The sequence below is a fragment of the Pedobacter sp. genome (genome assembly GCF_039594775.1).
Lineage (GTDB): Bacteria > Bacteroidota > Bacteroidia > Sphingobacteriales > Sphingobacteriaceae > Pedobacter.
Genome location: NZ_JBCNMT010000014.1, coordinates 1 through 25,189, shown reverse-complemented (window position 1 = coordinate 25,189; position 25,189 = coordinate 1). Strand labels below are relative to the sequence as shown.

The window sequence follows — 25,189 nt, the reverse complement described above, 5'->3', positions numbered from 1 at the left end:
TTTTTTTAGTATAATATTACCGAGCGGCCCTCCTTTCTAAATTTTCTGTTCATCATTTTCGATAATTGTGCTAAAGTTTTAGAGGCTGGCCTAGATGACCTGACCGTAAAATTGTATTGTTGGGAAAGAATATTCTGATCTTTAGTAGATAGTTCTAAGCCATAGCAATTGTAAATAGCATTCTGCAACTCTTCAAAAGAGGCTTCGTTAAGCGCTATCACCCCATCTCTCCAGGTAGCTTTGTGATTAGATTGCAGATCGTCGACTTTACGGAAAGAACGAGTGTTTTTATTGTAAATAATTTCTTGGCCAGGTGTAAGTGTGGCGAGATTTTTCGATTGTTCATTTACCATTACTTTTCCAGTGCTCACGGCTACTTTCACTTCTCTAACAGCCTTATACGCACTTACATTAAAAGAGGTTCCTAAAACTTGCACCCTTAAATCGCCTACTCTGATCTTAAACGGACGCTTCACATCTCTTGTCACTTCAAAAAAAGCTTCACCGTCCAAATACACCAGTCTTTCGCGCTGATTTTTAAAAGTTACCGGAACCGAAACACTCGAATTTGCATTAAGATAAATAGTGGAACTATCCGGCAATAGCAAGCGTTTAAGCTGATTGGTACCTGTACTGTATTTTACAAATGATTGCGCCGGTGCCTGAGGACCGGCTTGCTCCAACTTTTTAAAATAAAAAAGCCCAGCAGTAGAAATAAGCAATACGGTAGCGGCCAGCATCGCAATACGTCCCCATGTCTTGGGTTTACTGCTTGGAGAAGGTTGATGAATAACATTGGCAATGATTCTATTTGCCATCTGTTGTTCCTCATCCTCGCTACGAGTATCTTTATGTTCATCTTGATCCATTTCGAGGGAGCCCAATAGACTTTCTACGAGATAGCGTTCAGCGGGGGTAGCCGTTCCATCAAGATATTTTTCGATTAGTTTTTTTAGCTGGTAATCTTTCACTTTTATTGTCTTTCATATACTAGGATACACGAGCAACAAAAAAGTATATTAAAATTTTAAAAAAAATTAAGAAAGGTATAGGGACGATAAAATATAGAGGAGCAGAAAGTGACTGATATCCGGATGTCTGGTTACCAAAGCTTCCCTAATTCTACGTTTAAGTTCCATGTTGTAGGTTTTCACCGTTTGCTCAGCCAAACCCAAAGCGGCAGCAATTTCCTTGATGGAATGGTCTTCTCCTCTCAAAAGAAAAATTTTTTGCATATGCTCTGGCAAAGCCGATACTGCTTGCGAAATGGTGGTACGCACATCAAAAGCTTCCATCATATCAACCACAGAATATTCTATTTGCTGCATTCGTTCGCTAATGTGCGCTAAGGCCCTGTTCTGCAAATCTGCTCGCATTAATTTACGTAAGAAACGATGTTTAAGGGCTACATAGAGATATGATTTTAAGGAAGTTTTGATGTAGAGTCTATGTCGATTGGCCCATATTTCCGAAAAAACATCCTGTATTAAATCCTCTGCATCTTCTGAGTTTTTTGTAAACCGATACGCTGCTCGGTACAACTCTGGGGTGAAATGACGAACAATACCAGCAAATGCCGTTTCATCATCTTCCTTAAGCCTGTTCAGCAATAAGGAAGCATCAAATTCGGGATCAAAAGCAACATTTTTCATTATCGTTTCAAAACTCGTCATTATTTACCTTTTAAGGCCACTACAGCGTATTAAGGAACTGTTAATTAATTGTATCCTCTAAGTGGCTACATTGATAAGCTATTGGCAATAGCATATTTGGTTAAAAAGTAGGCGTTACTTTCATTTATAAAACTAGAATAAAAAGAATAATAAAACAAACAAAACCCAACACAAAAAAGAAATACAACGAAACAAAGTGTAATTAATAGCAAATTTTTCTCCCCAATTAAAAGCTACTATAGATAATTTTTTTTTACCACAACCAGTATAGTTTCCCATTCGTTTATGCGTATTCAAAAAACTATTTTTGCAGAAAATATCCCCGTCCATGAAGTTAAAAAATATCCCTCCCGTACCCGCAGTTTTGCTTTCTATCATCAGTGTACAGGGAGGTGCCGCCATTGCAAAAGGTATTTTCCCTATCATGGGTGCAGCAGGTACCGTAAGTTTACGGATTGTACTTTCTGCCATTCTTTTATTGGCCGTTTACAGGCCATCGTTTAAAACCATTACCCCTATTCAATGGAAATGGGCAGCTATTTATGGCTTGGCGTTGGGTATCATGAACACTACTTTCTATTTATCACTGTCCAGAATCCCTTTGGGACTAGCGGTTACCTTAGAGTTTTTGGGCCCTTTGGTATTGGCCATCTCCACCTCAAGAAAAGCGATAGACTTTTTATGGGCATTTATGGCGGCCGTGGGCATTGCCTTAATTGCGCCATGGCATAGCAATAGTGATATTGACCTCATAGGTGCTGGTTTGGCTTTATTAGCGGGTGCTTTTTGGGCCGCCTACATCATCCTTGGCAGCAAAGTAACCAAGCTAATGGACAGCGGGCAGGCGGTAAGTATCGGTTTAATTTTTGCCTCATGTATTGCTTTACCGGCCGCACTCATTGAAGGCAATTTGGGCAACATTAGTCCAAACGTATTTCTATTAGGGATGGGCATTGCCTTATTATCAAGTGCTATTCCCTACACGCTCGAAATGAATGCGCTCAAACATATCCCCGCCAAAACATTCAGTATATTAATGAGCTTGGAACCCGCAGCAGCAGCGCTTTGCGGCTTGGTATTTTTGCACGAACATTTGAGCATCTTAGAATGGACTACTATTGCTTTAGTGGTTGCCGCTAGTACAGGCTCTACGCTTACAAAAACTAAACCATCTAGCAACATAGACGTATAACTACTAAATAATCAAACTATTAAATTTGGAGATATGGTCACAAGTTTTTTACCTTTAGCAAAAAACAACCAATTTATATCAATACAAACTAGAATGAAAAAGAAATTATTGGCGCTATTAATCATAGGCTCAGCTGTTGTTGGAACTTCTTGTAAAAAGCTTGAAAAGGCAACAGATCAAAACATTACCTTAACCACTGCAGACGTAACGTTGAATGTTGCTTCCCAAGGTGTTTCAGCACAAGAAGTAACGCTAAATTCAGTAGTAGCCACCGCTGATTTAGATGCTTTAATTAAACAAAAAGCATCCGGCTTTGGCTTGAAAAACATCAAATCATTGAAGATAAAAACATTGACCGCCGAAATCACCGCAGGATCTGATGCCACCAACAGTTTTTCAAATTTACAAGGAATCAGTGCGGTATTAGAAGGCGCAGGTAAAACCTTTACAGCTAGTTATGCTGGCACACCTGCCGCTCAAACTACAAAAATCAATTTAACTGTTGACAGTTCTGTTGATTTGAAAGATATACTTTCTAGTGCTAGCTTAAAGTATTCATTAAAGTCTAAAGTAGTTACCGCATTAACTAAAAATTTAACGGTAAAATTAGTAGCAACCTACGACGTTGTAGTTGGTCTTTAATAAACTAAACTATATTGGATAGGTCAGCACAAAATGCTGGCCTATTTTTTTGCCTAAAAAATAAACGGCAATAAAAAAGGAGGTACTTTTCAGCATCTCCTTTTTTATTTATAAGAACCTCTTCAGGTTTCCTTTCGGCTTTTAACTCAATTAACCTTCTTGGTGCAACCAAGCTTTCTTAGCCAATAGTTCTTCTTCTGTTTCACGGATATCTTCATCGTCTACACAGCAATCTACCGGGCAAACCGCCGCACATTGAGGCTCATCATGGAAGCCCTTACACTCTGTACACTTATCTGAAACAATATAATATACTTCATCAGAAACCGCATCCTGTGCAGCTCCAGCGTCTATTTGGTTACCTCCAAAATCAATAATACCATCTAAACTCGTACCATCAGAAAATCTCCAAGCAGTACCAGCATCATAAATTGCATTATTAGGGCATTCTGGCTCACATGCCCCACAGTTTATACATTCGTCTGTTATTTTAATTGCCATCTTTCGTCTATTTCTAAAATGCTAAGCTTAACTTTGCAGCGCAAATATAATACATAATCCATTTATAATAGTTCTAAATATGTCATCACTTCGCAAAGAACAGTTAATTTCTGCTTTTAAACAGCTAGGTTTATACCTTCAACAGCTCGACGAAGCCTTAATTGCTACCATTAATACAGCTAGCAATGCAAATGCCTGGTTTACAGCTACCGAGGTAAATAAAGCTATTAAAGCTTTAGCCGAAATGCTTGATGAACTGGATTTAGAAAAATGGTTTGAAACTGTAGAAGTTGCTAAAATCCCAAAAACCATAGGTCTTATCCTTGCAGGAAACATTCCTTTGGTGGGTTTTCATGATGTGATCTGTGTTTTGGCTACGGGAAATATTGCACAAATCAAGTTGTCTTCTTCAGATAACAAGCTACTCCCCTTTTTGCTTAATCGTTTATGCGACATTTTACCTGAACTGAAAAACCACATTGTTTATGCTGAGCAGCTAAAGAATTTTGATGCGGTTATTGCAACGGGCAGCAACAACACTTCCAGATATTTTGAATATTATTTTGGGAAAGTACCCAACATTATCAGAAGAAATAGAAATAGTGTAGCCGTTATTACCGGTAACGAAAGCAAAGCAGAAATTAAGGCACTAGGCCACGATATTTTAGATTATTTTGGAATGGGTTGCCGAAGTATCTCTAAAATATTCATTCCTAAAAATTACGAAATCAAGCACTTTTTTGAGCCTTTGGAACCGTTCCAAGACATCATCAACCACTTTAAATACAACAACAACTACGATTATAACAAATCAATCTACCTGGTAAACCTGCAAACGCATTACGACAATGGATTTCTGTTGTTAAAAGAGGATGAAGGCCTTTCTTCACCTTTGGCAGTGTTGTATTATGAAACATATGATAATATTAATGAGGTAGCCGAAAAACTGACACAACAGGAAGAGCAAATCCAATGCATTGTATCGAATACCGTTGTACAAAATTTACAGGTTTTACCATTTGGGCAAAGCCAACATCCAAAACTTTGGGACTATGCAGATAATGTAGATACTGTTGCGTTTTTAAATGGATTAGAGCTAGGGACTAGGGACTAGGGACTAGGGACTAGGGACTAGGGGAAATTGTTTTATGGTTAGATTGTTTTATTGCTGAAAAATTTTTCCCTAACTTGTATGTCCAGTTCTAAACGACTTTCCAACTTTCCAACTTTCCGACTTTTTACTTTTTACTTTTCCCTTTTAACTTTTTACTTCTTACTTTTGAAAGATGTATATCATCAAAGTTAAGGGCATCGCCAAAATACCAGACTACGTACAACTTAGAGATGAAAAGTTTACGCTATTGGCTTATTTTAGGGTAGATAGACCTGATAAATCACTAGAAAAGCTGGGCTTTGGAGATAAACAGGAACAAATAATGAACATTATAAACGAGTTGCCTTTTGGACAGGTAACCAAATTAGATATTTAACATGGCCGAAAACGTAATTACCTTAAACAATGTTGATGTTTTTCAGCAGAAACACCTTGTACTTTCTAACGTTGACCTCAATATAGCCAAAGGCGAGTTTGTCTTTTTAATTGGGGCTACAGGTTCAGGAAAAAGTAGTTTGCTAAAAATCATTTACGGCGATTTACACATTGGTAACGGTGAAGGCAGTGTGGCCAATTTCAACCTTAAAACACTTTCTGACAAAGAGGTACCTTTCTTAAGAAGAAAACTGGGAATCGTTTTCCAAGACTTTCAATTGTTAAGCGATAGAACGGTTGAACAAAACTTGGAGTTTGTGCTAAAAGCTACAGGTTGGAAAGATAAAAACCTGATCATTGAGCGTATTAAAGACGTTTTAGAAAAGGTTGGATTGCGCTCGAAAATCAAAAAGATGCCCCATGAATTATCAGGTGGTGAGCAGCAACGTATTGTTATCGCAAGAGCGTTGCTGAACAATCCAGAGATTATTTTAGCCGATGAACCTACCGGAAACTTAGATCCAGAGACTTCAGAGGAAATTGTGATGCTGTTGAAGCAAATTAGCCAAAACGGTACCGCAGTACTTATGGCTACCCACGATTATCATATCATTCGCACCTTCCCTTCACGCATCATTAAATGTGAAAATGGTTTGGTGCACGAAGATGCTCAAATTGCCTAGGCATTTTCTGACAAAATTTTAACTTTCAGCCATTCTGTTAGTGCATAACCTTACAAAACTGACAGCATGGCTGTTTTATTTGTATTGGCAAAACTTTTGAGAATGAACCCAAAAAACAAGTTTACAGATGTTTAATAAGAAGAAAAAGGAAGAAGAAGCTGTAGTGGAAAATCAAGCTACAGAAGAAACTAAAGAGAATAACTCCACTGAAAATACAGAAAATGAAGCTACTGTAAATGAAGCTGCTGAAGAATTATCGGCAGAAGATAAACTAAAACAGGAAGTAGCTGAATTGAACGATAAATACCTACGTTTATTTGCCGAGTTCGACAATTTTAAACGTCGTACGCAAAAAGAACGTGTAGAACTTTTACAAACTGCAGGAAAAGATGTAGTGGTTTCGCTATTGCCTGTTCTTGACGATTTTGAGCGTGCCATTAAAGCCACAGAAAACACTACGGAAGTAGCGCCTGTTCGCGAAGGCATTGTATTGGTGCAAACCAAATTGAAAAGTATTTTGAACCAAAAGGGCTTGAAAGAAATTGAAAGCATCAACACGGAGTTCAATACTGATTTGCACGAGGCTATTACCCAAATTCCTTCGCCTACCGAAGAACAAAAGGGAAAAGTAATTGACGAATTAGAAAAGGGATACACGCTTAACGACAAGGTAGTTCGTTTTGCCAAAGTGGTGGTTGGAGCATAAGACAGTTTTGAATGAGAGAATGACAGAATGAGAGGATAAACTCAACCATTCAAAATTCAATCATTCAATCATTAATACAAAAATGAGCAAAAGAGATTATTACGACGTACTTGGAGTTGCTAAGGGCGCTTCGGCTGAGGAAATTAAGAAAGCCTACCGTAAACTAGCAATTAAATATCACCCTGATAAAAATCCCGACGACAAATCTGCAGAAGAGAAGTTCAAGGAAGCTGCAGAAGCCTATGAGGTTTTAAGTAGCCCTGAAAAGAAACAACGTTACGACCAATTTGGTCATGCAGGTGTAGGCGGAGCTGCTAGTGGCGGCTATGGCGGTGGCGGCATGAACATGGAAGATATTTTCAGTCAGTTTGGAGATATTTTTGGTGGTGGCGGCAGTCCTTTTGACAGCTTTTTTGGAGGCGGTCAATCCAGAGGTGGCGGTGGTCGTAGAGTAGCCAAAGGCAGCAACTTACGCATTAAAGTAAAACTTACGCTTGATGAAATTGCTAAGGGAGCCGAGAAAAAAATCAAGGTAAACAAGCAAATCAGCTGTAAAGCTTGCGATGGTACTGGCGCAAAAGATAAATCGTCAGTAAGTACTTGTAAAACATGTGGTGGTAGCGGCTCGGTAAGACGGGTAACCAATACTATTTTGGGGCAAATGCAAACTACAGCCACTTGTCCTACCTGTCATGGTAGCGGTCAGCAAATTACGGCTAAATGTAATGTATGTCATGGCGATGGTACCGTACGTGGTGAAGAAACCATCTCTATCAATATTCCAGCTGGGGTAAGTGAAGGCATGCAGTTAAGCATGGCAGGAAAAGGAAATGCGGCACCTAATGGTGGTATTCCCGGAGATTTAATCATTTTGATTGAAGAAGTACCACACGAAACGTTAAAAAGAGAAGGTAATAATATCGTTTACGATTTGCACATCAGTATTCCTGATGCAGCGCTTGGTGCTAGCGTAGAGGTTCCTACCATCGACGGAAAAGCAAAAATCAAGATTGAGCCAGGAACGCAAAGTGGAAAATTACTTCGCTTAAAAGGCAAAGGTATTCCTGAAGTAAATTCATATCACCGTGGCGATCAAATTATCCACGTCAATATTTGGACGCCTAAAGCGCTAAACAGCGAAGAAAGAGCTTTATTGGAAAAATTGAAAGAGTCTGCAAACTTTAAACCGCAGCCTGGTAAAAACGATAAAAGTTTCTTCGACAGAATGAAAGAATATTTCGAGTAAGCATATTTAAAGTATAAAATATCAACGCCATGTTTTAAAAAACATGGCGTTTTTTGTTGGTGTTATGGAAAGAAGCTTGTTATTTTCCCAATAGTCCATGTTTGATTATTATATTATCAGTTTATGGCCATTTGACTATCTTGATGTATGGCTGACCCTGAAATAAATTCAGGGTGACGCTAAACCACGTTCCGTCATACTGAATTTATTTCAGTATCAGTTCTATCAACTGATTGTGATTTTTTATTATTTCTAGCTTCCTTCTACCGAAATCAGCTTAGTCTATTTGACATAATCTAGAACAATGCCCCTATGTGTCTATGTGGTTATATTTTATTTTTAACAGCCTAAATGAACCACATAGACACATAGTGAATATAAATCGTATTTAAAAACCTCTCTGTCTTTCAGACATCTCTCCCAGGGGGAGAGAGAAAGCATAATGCCTAACAAGCCACACTATTCTCTCCCTCTGAGAGAGATGCCCACAGGGCAGAGAGGGCCTTCTATCCTACCCACCCTCCCAACAGCCTAATTTTTAAACAATCCGATAGTGTACTTTAAACACAATGATGAAGAAATTTTTCATTTCATGACCCTTTATTGACCCTCCTAAGGCGCTTTCTTCACCAAAACTTCATGATTGTGAAAGTACTTTTGGCTTTGATGAGGAACAAGAATCATCGGTTTTAAAGAGTTAAATCGCTAACAAGTAACAAGAACAATGAAGAGAAATCTAATGCTCACCGGTTTATGCACTATACTGCTTTATTATAGCTGCACCCAAAAAAAAGAAGAAAAAGAAGAAGAGACCAATTACACGGCAACGAGTCCACTAACGCTCGATACTTCTTTCACCAAAGAATACGTTTCCCAAATCCGTTCGGTACGTAACATTGAAATCAGGGCGCAAGAAAAAGGCTTTTTGCAAAATATTTACGTAGACGAAGGTCAAACGGTAAAAGCAGGACAATTGCTTTTCAAGATCATGCCTAAAATGTACGAAGCCGAAGTAATGAAAGCAGAGGCAGAAGTAAAAGCTTCGGAAATTGAATTGCAGAATACACAGTTGCTAGCTGATAAAAATGTAGTTGCCAAAAATGAATTGGCCATGGCAAAAGCCAAACTGGAACAAGCTAAAGCAAGTAAAGCATTAGCCAAATTACATTTATCTTTTACTGAAATCAGAGCGCCTTTTGACGGTACCATTGACCGTTTACCAAAGAAACTGGGAAGCTTAATTGATGAAGGTGAGTTACTAACTACCCTTTCTGACAACAGCCAGATGTTCGCGTACTTTAATGTTTCAGAACCCGAATATTTGAATTTCCAACAAGCAAAATCAAGTCACAATAAATCTGTTAGCCTAATATTGGCAAATGGCGAAACACTCGCTGGAAAAGGCGCTGTAGAAACTATCGAAGGCGAATTTGATTCGGAGACAGGGAACATTGCTTTCAGAGCAAAATTTCCGAATCCAAATAAATTGTTAAGAAACGGCGAAACAGGAAAGGTACAAATGGTTATTCCACTGAAAAATGCGTTAATCATTCCTCAAAAGGCCACTTACGAACTACAGGATAAAATCTATGTTTTTGTCATCGATAAAAATGGCGTTGCCAAATCAAAAGAAATTAAGATTGGTGGTGAATTACCAGACATCTATGTAGTGTCGAGCGGCTTGCAGCAAGGCGATAGAATCGTACTTGATGGCGTACAAAAAGTGAAAGATGATGATAAAATCAAATTCAGCTTTATCGCACCTAAGGAAGTATTAAACCAATTACAGTTAAAAGCAGAATAGGCTCCTTTTCCAAAAAATTATGTTTAGTAGATTCATAAAAAGACCAGTTTTATCGATAGTCATATCACTGGTAATCGTATTTATGGGCGTGCTGGCACTTGTTGGCCTACCTGTAACACAACTTCCAAATATTTCGCCGCCAATGGTAAACGTTGTGGCCGAATATCCAGGAGCAAATAATGAGTTATTAATTAAAGCGGTAGTTATTCCCTTGGAAAGAGCCTTAAATGGTATCCCAGGAATGAAATATATGACCTCTGATGCTGGTAACGACGGCGAATGCTCCATCCAAATTGTATTTAATTTGGGTACCGACCCTGACCAAGCTACGCTTAACGTACAAAATCGTGTGGCGGCCGTAACCAATAAATTGCCTCCTTTGGTTATCCGCGAGGGGATTAAAATCAGTCGCGAACAGCCCAACATGTTGATGTACGTGAACGTTTTCAGTAAGGACCCGCATATGAACGAGAATTTCTTGTACAACTATGCCGACATCAACTTACTGCCAGAGCTAAAACGTGTAGACGGAGTTGGATTTGCCGATATCTTGGGTAACCGTGAATATGCCATGCGTATTTGGTTAAAACCAGATAAAATGCTAGCCTATAAAATATCTTCCGAAGAAGTTTTAGAAGCCCTTAACAATCAAAGTTTAGAGGCATCGCCAGGTAAAACAGGCGAAAGTTCGGGCAAACGTTCAGAATCTTTTGAATATGTATTGAAATACCCCGGTCGTTTCACCAATGAAGATGGCTACCGAAACATCGTTCTAAGAGCAAGTGCCAATGGCGAATTATTGAGGTTAAAAGATGTTGCCGATGTTGAATTTGGCAGTTCGATGTACGATTTATATTCGCACATTAATGGTAAACCTTCGGCCGCTATTGTGTTAAAACAATCATACGGCAGTAATGCGCAGGACGTAATCGATAATGTGAAGAAACGCATGGAGGAAATTAAAGCCACTTCGTTTCCTAAAGGCATGGATTATGAAATCAGTTACGACGTTTCTAAATTCTTGGATGCTTCTATCGAGAAAGTAGTCCACACCCTAATTGAAGCATTTATCCTCGTAGGTTTGGTGGTGTTTATTTTCTTGGGCGACTGGCGTTCAACTTTAATTCCAGCCATTGCGGTACCTGTTTCCTTGATTGGTTCCTTTGTGTTCATGCAATTTTTCGGCATCACCCTCAATTTGATTACCCTTTTTGCTTTGGTATTAGCCATTGGTATTGTAGTGGATGATGCTATTGTGGTGATTGAAGCTGTACATGCCAAAATGGAAGCAGACAAGCGCTTGTCGGTACTTAAAGCTACACAACTAGCCATCAGCGAGATTGGAGGCGCTATTGTGGCCATCACCTTCTTAATGGCTTCGGTATTTATTCCTGTAGCCTTTATGTCGGGACCGGTGGGTGTATTTTACCGCCAGTTCTCCATCACCATGGCCACATCCATCATTTTATCAGGTATTGTAGCCTTAACTTTAACTCCTGCTTTGTGTGCTATTATGTTGAAGAAACATGGAGCCAACCATCACCAAAAGAAATCAATTATTGACAAAGGTTTAGACGCATTCAACAATTGGTTCTTCAAGTTAACTGGTCGCTACCAAACGGTAATGAACAAAGTGGTGACCCGCAAAATAGCAATATTTGGCGTATTGGGAATTTTCTGCGTGGCTACCTACTTCTTAAGCAATTCTGTACCGTCGGGCTTTATCCCTAACGAAGACCAGGGGATGATTTATGCCATCATCCAAACGCCTCCGGGTTCTACCTTGGAAAGAACCAATCAGGTTTCCGAAAAACTAGAAAAAATGTGTGAGGAAATTGAAGGGGTAAAATCAGTATCGGCCCTAGCGGGATATGAGGTATTAACGGAAGGCACAGGTTCTAACTCGGGTACTTGCTTAATTAACCTAAAGGATTGGAAAGATCGTAAAAACAGTGCTCAAGACATCATTAAGATACTTGAAGAAGAATCTAAGAATATACCGGGGGCAATGGTTGAGTTTTTCCAACCTCCAGCTATTCCTGGCTATGGTGCCGCTGGTGGTTTTGAGTTGCGCTTATTGGATAAAGCAGGTAGAAATAACTACGTAGAAATGGAGAAAGTGAGTAAGGATTTTGTGAAAGAGCTGAACAAACGTCCTGAACTGCAATCGGTGTTTACTTTTTATAGCGCTAGTTTCCCTCAATACATGCTAAATATCGACAACGATAAGGCGCAACAAAAAGGTGTAACTCCAGAAAAAGCTTTGGAAACTTTATCAGATTTGATTGGCAGTAACTACGAAACCAATTTCATCAAATTTGGTAGACAGTATAAGGTAATTGTTCAATCGTTACCGCAATATAGAGCCTTGCCAGCTGATGTGATGAAACTGTACGTGAAAAACAATAAAGATGAAATGGTACCTTTTTCGGCATTCATGACTATGCAAAAAGTATATGGCCTTTCAGAAATCACTCGTCACAACATGTACAACTCAGCGGAGGTTAACGGTTCTGCAGCCGCTGGATACAGTTCTGGCGAAGCCTTAAAAGCGGTAGAAGAAGTGGCAAAGAAAACATTGCCTAGAGGTTATGGCATTGACTGGGCAGGTATTTCCAAGGATGAAAGCAATAGAGGCAACGAAGCCATTTACATTTTCTTAATCTGTTTAGGTTTCGTATACCTGGTACTTGCCGCACAATATGAAAGTTTCATTTTACCATTAGCGGTAATCGTTTCTCTACCTGCGGGAATATTTGGAGCATTCCTTTTCTTAAAGTTATTCGGACTGGAAAACAACATTTATGCCCAGGTTTCGATGGTGATGTTGATTGGTTTGCTTGGCAAAAATGCCGTATTGATTGTGGAGTTTGCCGCTCAGAAACATGCAGAGGGTAAATCTATATTGGCCGCCGCAATGGAAGGTGCAGTAGTAAGGTTCCGTCCTATTTTAATGACTTCATTTGCATTTATTGCTGGCTTAATTCCATTGGTGTTTGCTACAGGTCCTGGGGCCATCGGTAACCGTACCATTGGTTCGGCTGCTGCTGGTGGTATGTTGTTGGGAACTGTGTTTGGTGTAATTATCATCCCAGGTTTATACTATGTTTTTGGCACTATTGCCAGTAAGCGCAAGCTGATCAAAATTGAAGATGAACATCCGTTAACTGAAGAACTTGAAAACAATGCTTAAAAATCATCATAAAATATTAGGACTCGCCTTTTTGGGTATGGTGTACACTAGTTGTAAAGTACCGGCCATTGTTGAAAAAAAGGAGAACAAAAATGTGCCCGCCAGTTATCAGGGCAATAGCGATACCGCCAATATTGCCCAAATGAAATGGAAGGAGTTTTTTAAAGACCAATATCTTTCTAACTTGATTGATACTGCCCTAAAAAACAACCAGGAACTGAATATTACCTTACAGGAAATTGAAATTGCAAGAAACGAGGTAAGAGCTAAAAAAGGTGAATTATTGCCTAGCGTTGGCGTAAAAGTGGGTGCTGGACTTGAAAAAGTGGGAAGATACACCAGTCAAGGTGCTGGCGATGCTTCTACAGAAATAGATAAAGGCAAGGAAATGCCAGAACCCCTACCCGATTACTTGGCTGGTTTGTATGCCAATTGGGAGGTTGACGTATGGCACAAATTGCGTAATGCCAAAAAATCGGCTTATGCTAAATACCTATCGTCGGTAGAAGGCAAAAACTTTGTAACCACTGCTTTAGTGGCCGAAATTGCTAATTCTTATTATGAATTGTTAGCGCTTGACAAGCAATTGGAAATGGTGCGTCAGAATATTGAACTGCAAAACAATGCCTTTAATGTGGTTAAGATACAAAAAGAAGCTGCCAGAACCACCGAGTTGGCTGTGCGTAAGTTTGAAGCGGAGGTATTGAATTCTAAAAGTCTTGAGTACGATATTTTACAGAAGATTACCGAAACAGAAAACAAGATTAATTTCTTGTTGGGCAGATATCCGCAGCATGTTGATAGAGACAAAAGTGGTTTTGACCAAGACGTACCTACCAACTTCAAAACAGGTATCCCTTCGCAATTACTGGCCAACAGGCCTGATATTAAACAGGCAGAGTTAGACCTATTAGCGGCGAAATTAGATGTAAAAGTAGCTAAAGCTCAATTTTACCCATCATTCGGAATTTCTGCTGCATTTGGCTTCCAAGCTTTTAACCCTAGCTATTTGGTTAAATTTCCAGAGTCGATGCTGTACAGTATTGCAGGTGATGTAGCTGCTCCTTTGATTAACAGAAATGCCATTAAGGCTACTTATTTTAGTGCCAATGCGAAACAAATTCAAGCGGTTTACCAATATGAGCGTAGCATTTTAAACGGTTATATCGAAGTAGCTAATCAACTTTCGGGCATTAGTAATCTGGAAAAAAGCTATAGCCTTAAATCAAAACAGGTAGAAGCATTAAATCAATCGATAAATATTTCTAACGACCTTTTTAAATCGACCAGAGCCGATTATTTAGAAGTGTTAATGACACAACGAGATGCATTGGAAGCGAAATTAGAGTTGATAGAAACCAAAAAACAACAGCTTAATGCCATGGTGAAAATTTACCAGGCTTTAGGCGGTGGATGGAATTAATTAGTTGAGACGGGTTTAGCTAATTATATTTACTAGTTTAAAAAGTCCTGCATTTGCGGGACTTTTTTTGTTGATTAAATCCATATAATTCTTGGTTTGGCTGGTTTGTGTTATCTTGCAAATTCACCAAAACCTATCTTATGTTTAAGAAAGCGCTTACTCTACTCATTATCCTATCAAGCTTTATAGCACAAGCGCAAGAAAAAACTGGCGCTCAACAATTTTGGGATTTGTTAAAGCAACATTGCGGTAAGGCTTATGAAGGGGAAGTAATACAAGGCATGACCGATGCTTTTAAAAATGGCCCTTTGGTGATGCACGTAAGATTATGTAGCGATACGCTAATTAAAATTCCCTTTTTTGTAGGCGATGACAAATCTAGAACTTGGGTATTGAAACTAGAAAATGATAGGATTTTATTGAAACATGACCACCGCCATGCTGATGGGTCGGAAGATAAAGTAACCCAATATGGTGGCTGGACCACAAATACAGGTCAAGCAGGTATCCAGATTTTTCCAGCAGACCAAGAGACAGTTAATCTTTTACCTGCAGCGGTTGGTAATGTTTGGTGGATTACTAATGATAAAACCCATTTTACTTACAACCTACGTCGCATAGGTACCGACCGTTTGTTTACTGTTAAGTTTGACTTGAACAAACCAATTGCTACGCCATCGGCTCCTTGGGGCTGGAAGGATTAATAAATACAGCACCGCACGTCATTTCGACCGTAGTGGAGAAATCTTTGGACATACTATAAAGAATAATTTCCGTTCTTCAAACTTGTTTCATTATCATACAAAACTCAACCCTTAAACAACACGCCTGACCACGAAGTGGTGACATTATTATAACTAGCTATGCAACAATGGATAGACAAACCCTGAAAGGGTGACATAAAGCCCAAACATTTCCTTGCATATAAAAAAGCCCTATCAAGTTTTAAAACTTAACAGGGCTTTACATAAACGTACAACAATTATAAATTAAAGTAGAAGATATTAGGCACTATGTTTTTTACAGTCCCAGTTTCTCCCGTTGCTTCAACGTCATTAACCAACAGCTTATCAACCTTATATTTTTGACCACCTACCATAGTCGCTTTCAGCTGACGAGGAGTTCCATTACCTAATTTGATGTAGATGTTTGGTGGATTTTTTGAAGATAGCAAGTCCAATAAATAAGAAGAACGCAATTGGTAAAACTCAACCTTTTCAGTAGTTGAATTTCCAACCGCAAAAGGTTGGTTAATATTAAATTCTATTTGCTGTTCTGCTGTACCATTTTGATAATACAATTTAATATTACTTGAAGCAAAATAGCCGTTAGTAGCTGGATTCAACATATCCACTCCATTAGCCCCTTTAATAACTAGCAATATGGGAGGTGTTTGCACTGGTGAACAAGCGCAAAGACCATCACCAGTATCCATTTTTTTACATCCAAGATTCGCAACAAAAACGACAAAAAGTACAAATAGAATTTTCTTCATGAGAATTTAGTTTAGTGATAAAAAACATTCGTTTAATCCCCTATACGTCACAATAAGCTGTTTCGCTACAAATCAATTTGATAAAACCTTATCCATCACTTTGCGTTGTATCATCATGAAATGGAATATTGGTTGCTCAGGCTTTTATTACAAAGAATGGAAGGACTTTTTTTACCCAAAAGATTTGGCGCAAAAAGACTGGTTCAAATTCTACTGTGAATACTTTAACACCATTGAAATCAATGCTAGTTTTTATAAATTACCTACCGAGAAATCACTGGAGAAATGGTTTAACGATAGTCCTACTGACTTTATATTTACCATGAAAGCACCTCGCCTTATTACCCATTACAAACAATTAAAGAATTGCAAAACGGACACTGCGAATTTTTATCATTTGCTCAACAATGGACTTAAAGAAAAATTGGCTGGTGTGTTATTTCAATTTCCACCATCATTTCATTATACGGAAGAAAAACTGGAGCGACTGCTGCAAACACTCGATTCTAGTTTTAAAAATGTAGTGGAATTTAGACATGCATCTTGGTGGAACGAAGATGTATTTACTCAATTGAAGGCTCACCGTATTGTTTTCGCTTCACAAAGCTACCCCAAAGGGTTACCCGAAGAAGTAGTTGTTACCGATTCCGCTATTTACTATCGCTTTCATGGCAAACCCGTACTTTACAAATCAACCTACGAGCTTTCTGCCATTAAATATTTCTTCGAACAAATTCCTGAAACAGCTGAAGAAGTTTTTGTCTATTTTAATAATACTTGGGGTTTTGGAGCCATCGAAAATGCGAAACAATTGCAGGCTTTGGTAAAGTAAGATTTACTTTCTTGACTGTCAATATAATCTCATACATTTATGTTAAAATCTATTTTCGTACATAAAACGAATACCCAGTAGAGAAAAACGCTTGTATATTAAGAATATTGGCATGCCATGAAGACAAATAAAACGCCCAAACCTACTATCGACGAAACAGGCTTACCTGATAATTTAAAAGCTAGTATTGAAAAGTTATCAGGTTATGCGATGGATGATGTTAAAGTGCATTACAACTCTAATAAGCCTGCTCAACTAAATGCTCAGGCTTATGTACAAGGGACGGATATCCATCTAGGTTCCGAACAGGAAAAACACTTGTCACATGAAACTTGGCATGTTGTAAAACAGAAGGAAGGTAGAATAAGTCCTACTACACCAACGAAAGAAAATATCAGCGTAAATGATGATAATGCATTGGAAAAAGAAGCAGAAATCATGGGACAAAAGACCACTAAAGGTAAATCGTCATCAAAAAAATAAAGCTTTTAACCAACAACATTTTAGATCTTAAGCTTTCTTACCAGTTCTACTCAATATAAAAACCGTAGAAATGATGCATAAACTCCCTATCCAATCAATGGCATAAAAAGGTACATGAAGCCAAGCCACCGAAAGTACCGCAGCAGAAAGCGGTTCAGCAGAAGCCAACAGGCTCGACTTTTGACCACCAATTAATTTTACAGCTGTAAGGTAGGTGTAAAAGGCAATGAGCGTCCCAAAAATGATGATAAACGCTGCCGAAACCAAACTATAGCCATCCCATACCCCTTCTACTTTCCAAGGTGCATGAATAAAGGAAAAAGCGATACCACCAATAAACATCCCCCAGCCTACTACAATCGTCGAATCGTATTTACTTAGTAATGTTACTGGCTGCAAAGTATAAATAGCCAAGGCAAAAGCCGAAGCAATGCCCATTAAAAATGCCATTTTAGAAATAGAGAGCTTGCCCATATCTCCATGGGTAACCAACAAAAAAGTTCCCAAAACCGCTAATGCAATAGCCAAAATCTCAAATTTGCCAGGCAACTTTCTATTTTTAAAGCCTAGATAAATGGCTATCAACACGGGACCAGCAAATTGCAATATAGTAGCCGTAGCCGCATTAGAATGTTTAATAGCTGCAAAGTAAGTATATTGAACGGCAACCATTCCAGTGATGCCAAATACCACCAACTGCAAGGCATTTTTTTTATGCTTCCAAATTGACATCGTTTGACGGCTATTGGTGGCGTAAGCATACAACAATAAAATTACTCCGGAAATGAGCATACGAACGGTAATGAGCCACTCGACATTTACACCGCGTTGCTGAAATAAAAATTGGCCAAATGTTCCCGATACACCCCATAATGTAGCGCCAGTAATAGCCAATAAAAATCCTTTTAATTGTTTATTTGCTTTTGGTTTTTCAGCAGTTTCATTCATCAACAAAACAGGAGTATCTTCTTTACTTAACAAAACTGGTTCTTTGGTAGATGTAGGTTCTAACATGATTTTAATTTCTTTAATGCAAAAATAGCACACCACACACAAATCATTTCCTTAATTTAGGGCATCATTTTGCAATTTTGTTTCACATCAACATCAATTATGACCGAACTTGATTCTTTCGACATTTCCATCTTGAACCTTTTACAAGCCGACAACTTCACTCCTCAGCGTGATATTGGCGATAAAATTGGATTATCAGCAGCGGCAGTACAACGCAGAGTAAAAAGGCTTACCGAAACAGGTTTTATTGTGTCGAACACTTCGATATTGAACAGCCAAAAGTTGGGCAACCTCATTACCATTTGTGTAACGGTATCTATGGAAAATGAAAAGATACAAGCCATTGATGAAGCAAAATCTATTTTTAAAAGCTGTCCAGAAGTACAACAATGTTATTATGTGACGGGCGATACAGACTTTATTCTGATTGTGGTAGTTCCTTCTATGCACTACTACGAACAACTTTGCAGAAGGTTGTTTTTTGCCAATACCAATATCAAAAGATTCAGAAGTTTTATTGCAACTGATTTGGTTAAAATTGGCGCTACGATTACACTGGACCATTTGAAAAAAACTCGATGACGGGAATCTCTCAGGCCCAATAATAGACAAAAACAAAACAATGCTAAGGCACTATATAAAACAAATTATATATTTGAAATCCTTATTCGAATCTATAATAAAGCTAATTCACAACTTAAATGTTATTTAACTCGTTAGATTTTCTGTTATTCTTCGCAGTTATAACATTCGCATATTATAAATTACCGCATAAATACAGATGGTTGCTCCTTCTAGTCGGAAGTTGCTATTTTTATATGTCCTTTATCCCCATTTACATCCTAGTACTGGGCTTCACCATCATATTAGATTATTGGGCAGGAATTTATATTGAGAAATCTAACAATAGAAATAAAAAAATCTTTCTAATCATTAGTCTTGTAGCGAATATTGGCGTTTTGTGTGTATTTAAATATTATAATTTCTTTATTGATAACATATACAATCTTGTAGAACTTTCAAACAAGAGTGCCTCATTACCTCATCTTTCTATCATTCTTCCAATCGGTTTATCATTTCATACTTTTCAAGCGATGAGCTATTCAATAGAAGTATACAAGGGAAACCAAAAAGCGGAAAAACATTTTGGAATATATGCACTTTATGTAATGTTTTATCCACAGCTAGTGGCTGGCCCTATCGAACGTCCGCAAAATATCCTGCCTCAGTTAAAAAATGAAATCAAATATCAATCTGAAAACATTTCAAATGGAGTGCAGATTATGTTATGGGGTCTCTTTAAAAAGGTAGTAGTTGCAGATAGATTGGCAATCCTAATTGATAATGCTTATGCAAATCCAGCGCATCATAATGGCTTCACGTTATTAATAGCTTCATTTTTCTTTTCGATACAAATATATTGTGATTTTTCCGGTTATTCAGACATGGCTATAGGATGCGCAAAGACATTGGGAATAGATCTTATGAAAAATTTCAATAAGCCGTATTTTTCAAGGAGTATTAGTGATTTTTGGCGGAGATGGCATATATCTCTGTCAACATGGTTTAGGGATTACGTTTACATTCCTTTAGGGGGTAGCAGAAATGGGTATTGGCTAACTTATAGAAATATAATAATTGTATTTCTTATCAGTGGATTATGGCATGGGGCCAGCTGGACATTTATTGCATGGGGTTTTATTCATGGTATTCTACTAATTATAGAGCATCTCTTCAAATTAAACAAAGTACTAAATTCTAGCAATCGCCTGTTAAGCTTTCTTCAAATTGTGATTGTTTTCCTGATTGTTTCATTTGCTTGGATTTTTTTTAGGGCTGAAAGCGTAAGTGATGCTTTTCTCATCTATAAAAAGATATTTACTAATCTTCAATTCAACACCTCTTCTATAAAGGAATGCATACTATTATTTAAAGGTGATGCCACTTCTCTAGATTCGTTTATTATTTGCATATTTTTCATCATTATTTTATTTCTTTATGAAGGCAAAACCAACATTACAAAAAAATTAAGCTTTTCAGAAAATGAAAAAAGCAATTATACACTTTTAGCTTTTGTAGTTCTATCAATATTATTTTTTGGTTACTTTAATAGTAGAAGTTTTATTTATTTTCAGTTCTAAATGAGAAAAATTGCAGTTATCATATTTTTCATATTTATAACCTTGCTAACTATAAAGTTTTTTTATGGACATAAGCTTTCTATAAAAACTAATGGAATTTCTGGTTTACTTGCAGAAAAAAAGATTGACTACTTATTTATAGGTAGCTCTCAAACCAGACAAAGTCTCAATCCTAAAACCTTGGTCGATAGCTTAAGCAACCCATATATTCTAGCCTACAACGGGAATAGCCTATATTACAGTTACTTTTTACTTAAAATCCTAATAGAGAATGATAACCTTCAGACCAAAAAAATCATCGTTGAAGCTTATCCCTTTAGAATATACCAAAAAACTAGTTTTTCTGACCCTCGAATGTTCAACTCTCTAAGAGCTAAAGAAAAAATTGCATTCTTACATTATTCTAATAATATTCTTTCCGCCTTAGACATATACGAACTGCTAGTTATGAGTGGAAACGAGAGCATGCTTACATACCCCTTGTTAAATCATTTTCATACTTCATTGTCATATAAGGGAGGCTACATTAATAAACAAGTACCTGGTTTAACACCTAAAGAGTTCTTAGATTTAAAATCTCCACTAAACAGAAAAACTAATCGGGACAAGAACAACTTGCAATTAACTGCACTAAGTAATATTATTGCCCTATGCAAAAAACACAATATAAGTTTATGCTTTTTGGAGCCTCCTGTGCCAGCTCATATAGCAAGTTCAGCTATTTTTAAACACTCACATCTTGAGACAAAAAAATTCGTCAAAAAGAATAACATTCAATATTTGGATAATGACAATTATCACTTTAAAAATAACAATCCATTGATGTTCAATGATGCAGTTCATTTATCTACATTAGGAAGAGATATCTATACTAGAAGTATAATAGGATTAATCAAATAGCCGTTTTTACAATTTGATTAAAACTTCGTAACAAAAAGGCTTTTTTACTATCTTATTCTCGAAACTAAACAATAGATATGTTAAGCGTAAAGAATATTGTAAAACAGTATGCTACGCACCGTGCCCTCAACGATGTAAGTCTTGAAGTAGAAAAAGGCAAAATTTTTGGGTTATTAGGTCCAAACGGTGCTGGTAAAACCTCCCTGATTAGAATTATCACCCAAATTACAGCTCCTGATAGCGGCGAAGTATTTTTTAATGGCGAAAGACTAAATGCCAACCACATTTCACAGATTGGTTACTTACCCGAAGAACGTGGACTTTACAAAAAAATGGAGATTGGTGAACAGGTACTTTACCTCTCTAAATTAAAGGGATTGAACAGTTCTGAAGCTACCAAACGGATTAAATACTGGTTTGAAAAACTGGAGATGAAGGACTGGTGGAGCAAAAAGGTGGAAGATTTGAGTAAGGGAATGCAGCAAAAGGTACAATTTGTAGCTACAGTATTACACGAACCTGAATTAATCATTTTAGACGAACCTTTCTCTGGCTTCGACCCTGTGAATGCCGACATTATTAAAAACGAGATTTTGGAGCTGAACAAAAATGGTGCAACGTTCATCTTCTCAACCCACCGTATGGAAAGTGTAGAGGAACTTTGCGATAACATTGCCCTCATTAACAAATCTAAAAAAATATTGGATGGCGCTGTTGACGAGATCAAAAACACCTACCGTAGTAATGCTTATTGGATAGAATACGAGGGTGATTACCAGACCACCAACAATGATATTTATGAAGTATTGCAAACCGAAAAAGTTAAAAACCATACTTTAGTTAAACTGCAGTTAAAACCTAATCGCGTAGCCAACGAGGCCTTATCACAATTATTACCTCATGTAAATATTCACCGTTTAGATGAAGTCATTCCTACCATGAACGATATTTTTATTGAAAAAGTGAAAGGACAAAACCATGAATAAAATCTTACTCATTATCCAAAGGGAATATTTTTCAAGAGTTAAAAAGAAATCGTTCATTGTAATGACCTTTTTAACACCTTTATTAATTGCCGGCGTTTATGCGCTCATTGGTTATTTCACTTATAAGGGAATTAAAGATACCCACGATAAGGTTGCGATTGTAAGTACCAATAAAACTTTAACAGAAAAGCTTACCGCCAACCAAAACGTTTCCTACACTTATATTGACAAAAGTTTAGAACAGGCCAAAAAGGAGTTGGGCAAAGCTGATTACGACTATATTCTCTATTTACCCGAGTTTAGTTTGACAGCTCCAAAGGGCATAGAGCTTTTTGGTGCCAAACAGCCGGGCATGTCGCTAAACCGACGCATTTCTGGCGATATTGAGGAACTCATCAGAACTCAAAAACTTAAAGAATCAGGCATTTCGCAAAGCGATTTGGACAAGCTTAAAACCACCGTAGATATTTCGACCAAAAAAATTGCCGAAACAGGCAAAGAAGAAGAATCGAGTGCTGGGGCAAGTACTTTTATCGCATTTACGGCAGGTGTGCTCATGTTTATGTTCATCATGATGTATGGCATACAGGTGATGCGTGGGGTTATCGAGGAAAAAACAAACCGTATCATAGAAGTCATTGTCTCTTCTGTAAAGCCTTTTCAATTAATGATGGGCAAAATTGTTGGGATTGCTTTGGTGGGTTTAACCCAATTTATGTTATGGATTGTACTTACGTTAGCCATCAGCACGGCAGCAGTGAGCTTGTTCACCAACAAAGAAGATATTAAAGAAATTACGGCATCTGCCCAAGCACAAACACAAATAAGCGGTGCTGAGCAGGTAACTTCGACAGCTCCGCAAGGTCCTATTGCCGATATTCAAAAAAGCTTAGCTGGTTTGGATATAGGCAAAATTATTGTAGTGTTTTTGTTTTTCTTTTTAGGTGGCTATTTATTTTACAGCGCTCTTTATGCTGCCATTGGCTCTGCCGTGGACAGCGAAACAGAAACGCAGCAATTTATGCTTCCCGTGATGCTGCCCCTGCTATTGGGTTACGCATTATCACTCAGTGTGGTTACTAACGACCCTTATGGCAGTACAGCATTTTGGTTGTCGATGATTCCTTTTACCTCTCCTATTGCCATGGTGGTGCGTATTCCTTATGGTGTACCTGGTTGGGAATTGGCCTTATCGATGGCTATTTTGGCAGTTGGTTTTGTAGCTACGGTTTGGATTGCTGGACGTATTTATCGCGTAGGTATTTTAATGTACGGTAAAAAAACTACGTTCAAGGAGATGTTTAAATGGTTTACTTATAAAAATTAGGAACTAGGGATTAGTGGCTAGGAGTTAGTTTAAAGTTCAAGACGCTATTAAAAGAGGATTTGAAAAGCAGGGCTTATACAGCTATTTTTGGCTAGCCCTGCCAATCGCTCATACTGCACAGGCCTTAGCCACAGGGCCGGTATCCGCTAATGTCAGGTTTAGTTGGCAAAGGCAACACCTTAAAAGAAAAGAGAATCAAAATACATGAAAGTTGCTGCCATAGACCTAGGTACAAACACCTTCCATCTCATTATCGCCGAAAAGACAGCTAGCGAAATGAATATCCTTTATAAAACCAACAAGCCTGTAAAACTTGGTGAAGACATTACCCTCGAAAATAAAATTATCCCTACTGCTTTTGAGCGTGGTATCAATTGCTTAAAGGAATTTAGCATCACACTACAGGAATACGAGATTTCTAAAGTAAGAGCCGTGGCTACTTCTGGAGTTCGCAGTGCCAGTAACGGTCAAAAATTTATTGAGACAGTTAAACAACAAACAGGAATTAGCATTGAAGTGGTTGATGGCAATGAAGAAGCGCATTTGATTTACGAAGGCGTAAAAGCCAGTGGTGCTATTAAAGGCAAATCCTTGATCATGGATATCGGAGGCGGCAGTACTGAATTTATTTTCTGCGACGAACAGGGTTTCTATTGGAAAAAAAGCTTTGACATTGGTGCCGCCAGATTGATGCAGAAATTCTTCAAATCGGACCCTATTAGCATTACCGACCAGCAAAATATCCAAAACCATTTGCAAGTGACTTTGACGGAATTAATCACCTTTGGTAAAGATTTCGAAGCCGAAACATTGATAGGCTCAGCAGGTGCGTTTGAAACTTATTCAGTCATGCTCAATCCTTCGCTAAATATCCATCAAGTTTCCAAGGCTCCCATTGACATTAACGCCTATTATCAACTGAGCGATAAATTAATAGTATCAACCCATGAAGAACGAAGCGAAATGCCTAATCTTATCCCATTAAGGGTAGATATGATTGTGATGGCATCACTGATTACCAATTATGTCTTAGCCAACCTTGGTCTTAAGCAAATTACCCTTTCTACTTATGATTTGAAAATGGGAGTTTTGCAAGGGATGAAATAACATTATAATTTTCACCACCTAAGACACCTTAGCTCATCTAAGGCAAAGTCCCATATTTACAATAAACATTAAGAAATGAAGAAAATTAAGAAAATAGCCAATAAAACTTAATGTTCCTTATTACCTTAACAGTTCTAAAAACTAAAATGTCCTGTCGCTAAAAACTAAATTTAACACCTAAAACACCTAAGTCCATCTAAGGCACAGTCCCCTAAAATGTTCTAAGATGTCTAAGGTGCTTAAAAAACAAAACGCACGCCCCTTAATTTCTTAATGGTTAAAAAAACTAAAATATCCTAAGGTCGCTAAAAAACTAAATTTAACACCTAAGACACCTAAGTCCATCTAAGAC

The 25,189-nt window shown here is 37.8% G+C and carries 24 protein-coding genes; 19 read left to right on the top strand and 5 right to left on the bottom strand.

Annotated features, from left to right (window positions below):
• Positions 1-5 precede the first annotated feature (5 nt).
• Both ABDV71_RS19795 and ABDV71_RS19790 read right to left on the bottom strand, forming a co-directional pair.
• A complete protein-coding gene (locus tag ABDV71_RS19795; protein ID WP_343535675.1) occupies positions 6-971 on the bottom strand; it encodes a FecR domain-containing protein in 966 nt (321 codons plus the stop codon).
• Positions 972-1,037: 66 nt separating this feature from the next.
• Positions 1,038-1,673 carry a sigma-70 family RNA polymerase sigma factor gene (locus ABDV71_RS19790; protein WP_343535673.1) on the bottom strand — a complete coding sequence of 212 codons (636 nt, stop codon included), beginning with the start codon at positions 1,671-1,673 and terminating at the stop codon, positions 1,038-1,040.
• Positions 1,674-2,001: 328 nt separating this feature from the next.
• On the opposite strand from ABDV71_RS19790, the gene ABDV71_RS19785 reads away from it, so the two are divergent.
• Both ABDV71_RS19785 and ABDV71_RS19780 read left to right on the top strand, forming a co-directional pair.
• Entirely contained in the window at positions 2,002-2,865 is an 864-nt protein-coding gene (locus ABDV71_RS19785; protein WP_343535671.1) for a DMT family transporter, read from the top strand.
• 93 nt (positions 2,866-2,958) lie between these two features.
• On the top strand, positions 2,959-3,507 hold the full coding sequence (locus tag ABDV71_RS19780; RefSeq protein ID WP_343535669.1) for a hypothetical protein: 549 nt from the start codon (positions 2,959-2,961) through the stop codon (positions 3,505-3,507).
• 150 nt (positions 3,508-3,657) lie between these two features.
• Here the strand turns inward: ABDV71_RS19780 and ABDV71_RS19775 are convergent, their stop codons facing one another.
• Entirely contained in the window at positions 3,658-4,008 is a 351-nt protein-coding gene (locus ABDV71_RS19775) for a 4Fe-4S dicluster domain-containing protein (RefSeq protein WP_343535667.1), read from the bottom strand.
• Between the two features lie 79 nt (positions 4,009-4,087).
• On the opposite strand from ABDV71_RS19775, the gene ABDV71_RS19770 reads away from it, so the two are divergent.
• From ABDV71_RS19770 to ABDV71_RS19730, 9 genes are all read left to right on the top strand, one after another.
• Positions 4,088-5,122 (top strand): acyl-CoA reductase, encoded by a 1,035-nt coding sequence (locus tag ABDV71_RS19770; protein WP_343535665.1) that lies wholly within the window; start codon positions 4,088-4,090, stop codon positions 5,120-5,122.
• 172 nt (positions 5,123-5,294) lie between these two features.
• Positions 5,295-5,498, top strand: coding sequence for a fructose-6-phosphate aldolase (locus tag ABDV71_RS19765; RefSeq protein ID WP_343535663.1), 204 nt, complete (start codon positions 5,295-5,297; stop codon positions 5,496-5,498).
• Between the two features lies 1 nt (position 5,499).
• Entirely contained in the window at positions 5,500-6,180 is a 681-nt protein-coding gene (locus ABDV71_RS19760; protein ID WP_113645509.1) for an ATP-binding cassette domain-containing protein, read from the top strand.
• A gap of 127 nt (positions 6,181-6,307) precedes the next feature.
• Positions 6,308-6,886, top strand: coding sequence for a nucleotide exchange factor GrpE (locus ABDV71_RS19755; protein ID WP_199134326.1), 579 nt, complete (start codon positions 6,308-6,310; stop codon positions 6,884-6,886).
• A gap of 82 nt (positions 6,887-6,968) precedes the next feature.
• Positions 6,969-8,132 carry a molecular chaperone DnaJ gene (gene dnaJ / locus ABDV71_RS19750; RefSeq protein WP_343535658.1) on the top strand — a complete coding sequence of 388 codons (1,164 nt, stop codon included), beginning with the start codon at positions 6,969-6,971 and terminating at the stop codon, positions 8,130-8,132.
• A 724-nt stretch (positions 8,133-8,856) separates the two neighbouring features.
• Positions 8,857-9,936 carry an efflux RND transporter periplasmic adaptor subunit gene (locus ABDV71_RS19745; protein WP_343535656.1) on the top strand — a complete coding sequence of 360 codons (1,080 nt, stop codon included), beginning with the start codon at positions 8,857-8,859 and terminating at the stop codon, positions 9,934-9,936.
• A gap of 19 nt (positions 9,937-9,955) precedes the next feature.
• Complete coding sequence (locus ABDV71_RS19740) at positions 9,956-13,129, top strand: efflux RND transporter permease subunit (RefSeq protein ID WP_343535654.1); 3,174 nt, start codon at positions 9,956-9,958, stop codon at positions 13,127-13,129.
• Positions 13,122-14,552: a TolC family protein gene (locus ABDV71_RS19735; protein ID WP_343535653.1), complete on the top strand. Its 1,431-nt coding sequence runs from the start codon at positions 13,122-13,124 to the stop codon at positions 14,550-14,552. Before ABDV71_RS19740 ends, ABDV71_RS19735 begins: the two co-directional genes overlap by 8 nt.
• Before the next feature lie 140 nt (positions 14,553-14,692).
• Positions 14,693-15,256 (top strand): hypothetical protein, encoded by a 564-nt coding sequence (locus ABDV71_RS19730; protein ID WP_343535652.1) that lies wholly within the window; start codon positions 14,693-14,695, stop codon positions 15,254-15,256.
• Positions 15,257-15,534: 278 nt separating this feature from the next.
• Here the strand turns inward: ABDV71_RS19730 and ABDV71_RS19725 are convergent, their stop codons facing one another.
• The gene (locus tag ABDV71_RS19725) at positions 15,535-16,047 is read right to left on the bottom strand and encodes a hypothetical protein (protein WP_343535651.1); all 513 of its coding nucleotides are present in this window, start codon (positions 16,045-16,047) and stop codon (positions 15,535-15,537) included.
• Between the two features lie 115 nt (positions 16,048-16,162).
• Between ABDV71_RS19725 and ABDV71_RS19720 the strand changes: the two genes are divergently transcribed.
• Positions 16,163-16,879, top strand: coding sequence for a DUF72 domain-containing protein (locus tag ABDV71_RS19720; protein ID WP_343535650.1), 717 nt, complete (start codon positions 16,163-16,165; stop codon positions 16,877-16,879).
• A gap of 117 nt (positions 16,880-16,996) precedes the next feature.
• Positions 16,997-17,362 (top strand): DUF4157 domain-containing protein, encoded by a 366-nt coding sequence (locus ABDV71_RS19715; protein WP_343535648.1) that lies wholly within the window; start codon positions 16,997-16,999, stop codon positions 17,360-17,362.
• Between the two features lie 27 nt (positions 17,363-17,389).
• Here ABDV71_RS19715 and ABDV71_RS19710 read toward each other — a convergent pair whose 3' ends face one another.
• Positions 17,390-18,376, bottom strand: coding sequence for an EamA family transporter (locus ABDV71_RS19710; RefSeq protein WP_343535646.1), 987 nt, complete (start codon positions 18,374-18,376; stop codon positions 17,390-17,392).
• Between the two features lie 99 nt (positions 18,377-18,475).
• On the opposite strand from ABDV71_RS19710, the gene ABDV71_RS19705 reads away from it, so the two are divergent.
• From ABDV71_RS19705 to ABDV71_RS19680, 6 genes are all read left to right on the top strand, one after another.
• Positions 18,476-18,958 (top strand): Lrp/AsnC family transcriptional regulator, encoded by a 483-nt coding sequence (locus ABDV71_RS19705; RefSeq protein WP_343535644.1) that lies wholly within the window; start codon positions 18,476-18,478, stop codon positions 18,956-18,958.
• A 512-nt stretch (positions 18,959-19,470) separates the two neighbouring features.
• Entirely contained in the window at positions 19,471-20,517 is a 1,047-nt protein-coding gene (locus ABDV71_RS19700) for an MBOAT family O-acyltransferase (protein WP_343535642.1), read from the top strand.
• On the top strand, positions 20,518-21,417 hold the full coding sequence (locus tag ABDV71_RS19695) for a hypothetical protein (RefSeq protein ID WP_343535641.1): 900 nt from the start codon (positions 20,518-20,520) through the stop codon (positions 21,415-21,417).
• A 77-nt stretch (positions 21,418-21,494) separates the two neighbouring features.
• The gene (locus ABDV71_RS19690; protein ID WP_343535639.1) at positions 21,495-22,403 is read left to right on the top strand and encodes an ABC transporter ATP-binding protein; all 909 of its coding nucleotides are present in this window, start codon (positions 21,495-21,497) and stop codon (positions 22,401-22,403) included.
• Positions 22,396-23,730, top strand: coding sequence for an ABC transporter permease (locus tag ABDV71_RS19685; RefSeq protein WP_343535637.1), 1,335 nt, complete (start codon positions 22,396-22,398; stop codon positions 23,728-23,730). Before ABDV71_RS19690 ends, ABDV71_RS19685 begins: the two co-directional genes overlap by 8 nt.
• Before the next feature lie 204 nt (positions 23,731-23,934).
• Positions 23,935-24,837: an exopolyphosphatase gene (locus ABDV71_RS19680; protein WP_343535635.1), complete on the top strand. Its 903-nt coding sequence runs from the start codon at positions 23,935-23,937 to the stop codon at positions 24,835-24,837.
• The last annotated feature ends 352 nt before the right edge of the window (positions 24,838-25,189 follow it).

Excerpts from the sequence above, each read along its gene's own strand:
- ABDV71_RS19725 (WP_343535651.1), bottom strand. The coding sequence starts at position 16,047 with ATGAAGAAAATTCTATTTGTACTTTTTGTCGTTTTTGTTGCGAATCTT.
- ABDV71_RS19790 (WP_343535673.1), bottom strand. The coding sequence starts at position 1,673 with ATGACGAGTTTTGAAACGATAATGAAAAATGTTGCTTTTGATCCCGAA.
- ABDV71_RS19745 (WP_343535656.1), top strand. The coding sequence starts at position 8,857 with ATGAAGAGAAATCTAATGCTCACCGGTTTATGCACTATACTGCTTTAT.
- ABDV71_RS19700 (WP_343535642.1), top strand. The coding sequence starts at position 19,471 with ATGAGCTATTCAATAGAAGTATACAAGGGAAACCAAAAAGCGGAAAAA.
- ABDV71_RS19685 (WP_343535637.1), top strand. The coding sequence starts at position 22,396 with ATGAATAAAATCTTACTCATTATCCAAAGGGAATATTTTTCAAGAGTT.
- ABDV71_RS19730 (WP_343535652.1), top strand. The coding sequence starts at position 14,693 with ATGTTTAAGAAAGCGCTTACTCTACTCATTATCCTATCAAGCTTTATA.
- ABDV71_RS19715 (WP_343535648.1), top strand. The coding sequence starts at position 16,997 with ATGAAGACAAATAAAACGCCCAAACCTACTATCGACGAAACAGGCTTA.
- ABDV71_RS19720 (WP_343535650.1), top strand. The coding sequence starts at position 16,163 with ATGAAATGGAATATTGGTTGCTCAGGCTTTTATTACAAAGAATGGAAG.
- ABDV71_RS19705 (WP_343535644.1), top strand. The coding sequence starts at position 18,476 with ATGACCGAACTTGATTCTTTCGACATTTCCATCTTGAACCTTTTACAA.
- ABDV71_RS19695 (WP_343535641.1), top strand. The coding sequence starts at position 20,518 with ATGAGAAAAATTGCAGTTATCATATTTTTCATATTTATAACCTTGCTA.
- ABDV71_RS19710 (WP_343535646.1), bottom strand. The coding sequence starts at position 18,376 with ATGTTAGAACCTACATCTACCAAAGAACCAGTTTTGTTAAGTAAAGAA.
- ABDV71_RS19680 (WP_343535635.1), top strand. The coding sequence starts at position 23,935 with ATGAAAGTTGCTGCCATAGACCTAGGTACAAACACCTTCCATCTCATT.
- ABDV71_RS19755 (WP_199134326.1), top strand. The coding sequence starts at position 6,308 with ATGTTTAATAAGAAGAAAAAGGAAGAAGAAGCTGTAGTGGAAAATCAA.
- ABDV71_RS19735 (WP_343535653.1), top strand. The coding sequence starts at position 13,122 with ATGCTTAAAAATCATCATAAAATATTAGGACTCGCCTTTTTGGGTATG.
- ABDV71_RS19775 (WP_343535667.1), bottom strand. The coding sequence starts at position 4,008 with ATGGCAATTAAAATAACAGACGAATGTATAAACTGTGGGGCATGTGAG.
- ABDV71_RS19765 (WP_343535663.1), top strand. The coding sequence starts at position 5,295 with ATGTATATCATCAAAGTTAAGGGCATCGCCAAAATACCAGACTACGTA.
- dnaJ (WP_343535658.1), top strand. The coding sequence starts at position 6,969 with ATGAGCAAAAGAGATTATTACGACGTACTTGGAGTTGCTAAGGGCGCT.
- ABDV71_RS19760 (WP_113645509.1), top strand. The coding sequence starts at position 5,500 with ATGGCCGAAAACGTAATTACCTTAAACAATGTTGATGTTTTTCAGCAG.
- ABDV71_RS19740 (WP_343535654.1), top strand. The coding sequence starts at position 9,956 with ATGTTTAGTAGATTCATAAAAAGACCAGTTTTATCGATAGTCATATCA.
- ABDV71_RS19690 (WP_343535639.1), top strand. The coding sequence starts at position 21,495 with ATGTTAAGCGTAAAGAATATTGTAAAACAGTATGCTACGCACCGTGCC.
- ABDV71_RS19770 (WP_343535665.1), top strand. The coding sequence starts at position 4,088 with ATGTCATCACTTCGCAAAGAACAGTTAATTTCTGCTTTTAAACAGCTA.
- ABDV71_RS19780 (WP_343535669.1), top strand. The coding sequence starts at position 2,959 with ATGAAAAAGAAATTATTGGCGCTATTAATCATAGGCTCAGCTGTTGTT.
- ABDV71_RS19785 (WP_343535671.1), top strand. The coding sequence starts at position 2,002 with ATGAAGTTAAAAAATATCCCTCCCGTACCCGCAGTTTTGCTTTCTATC.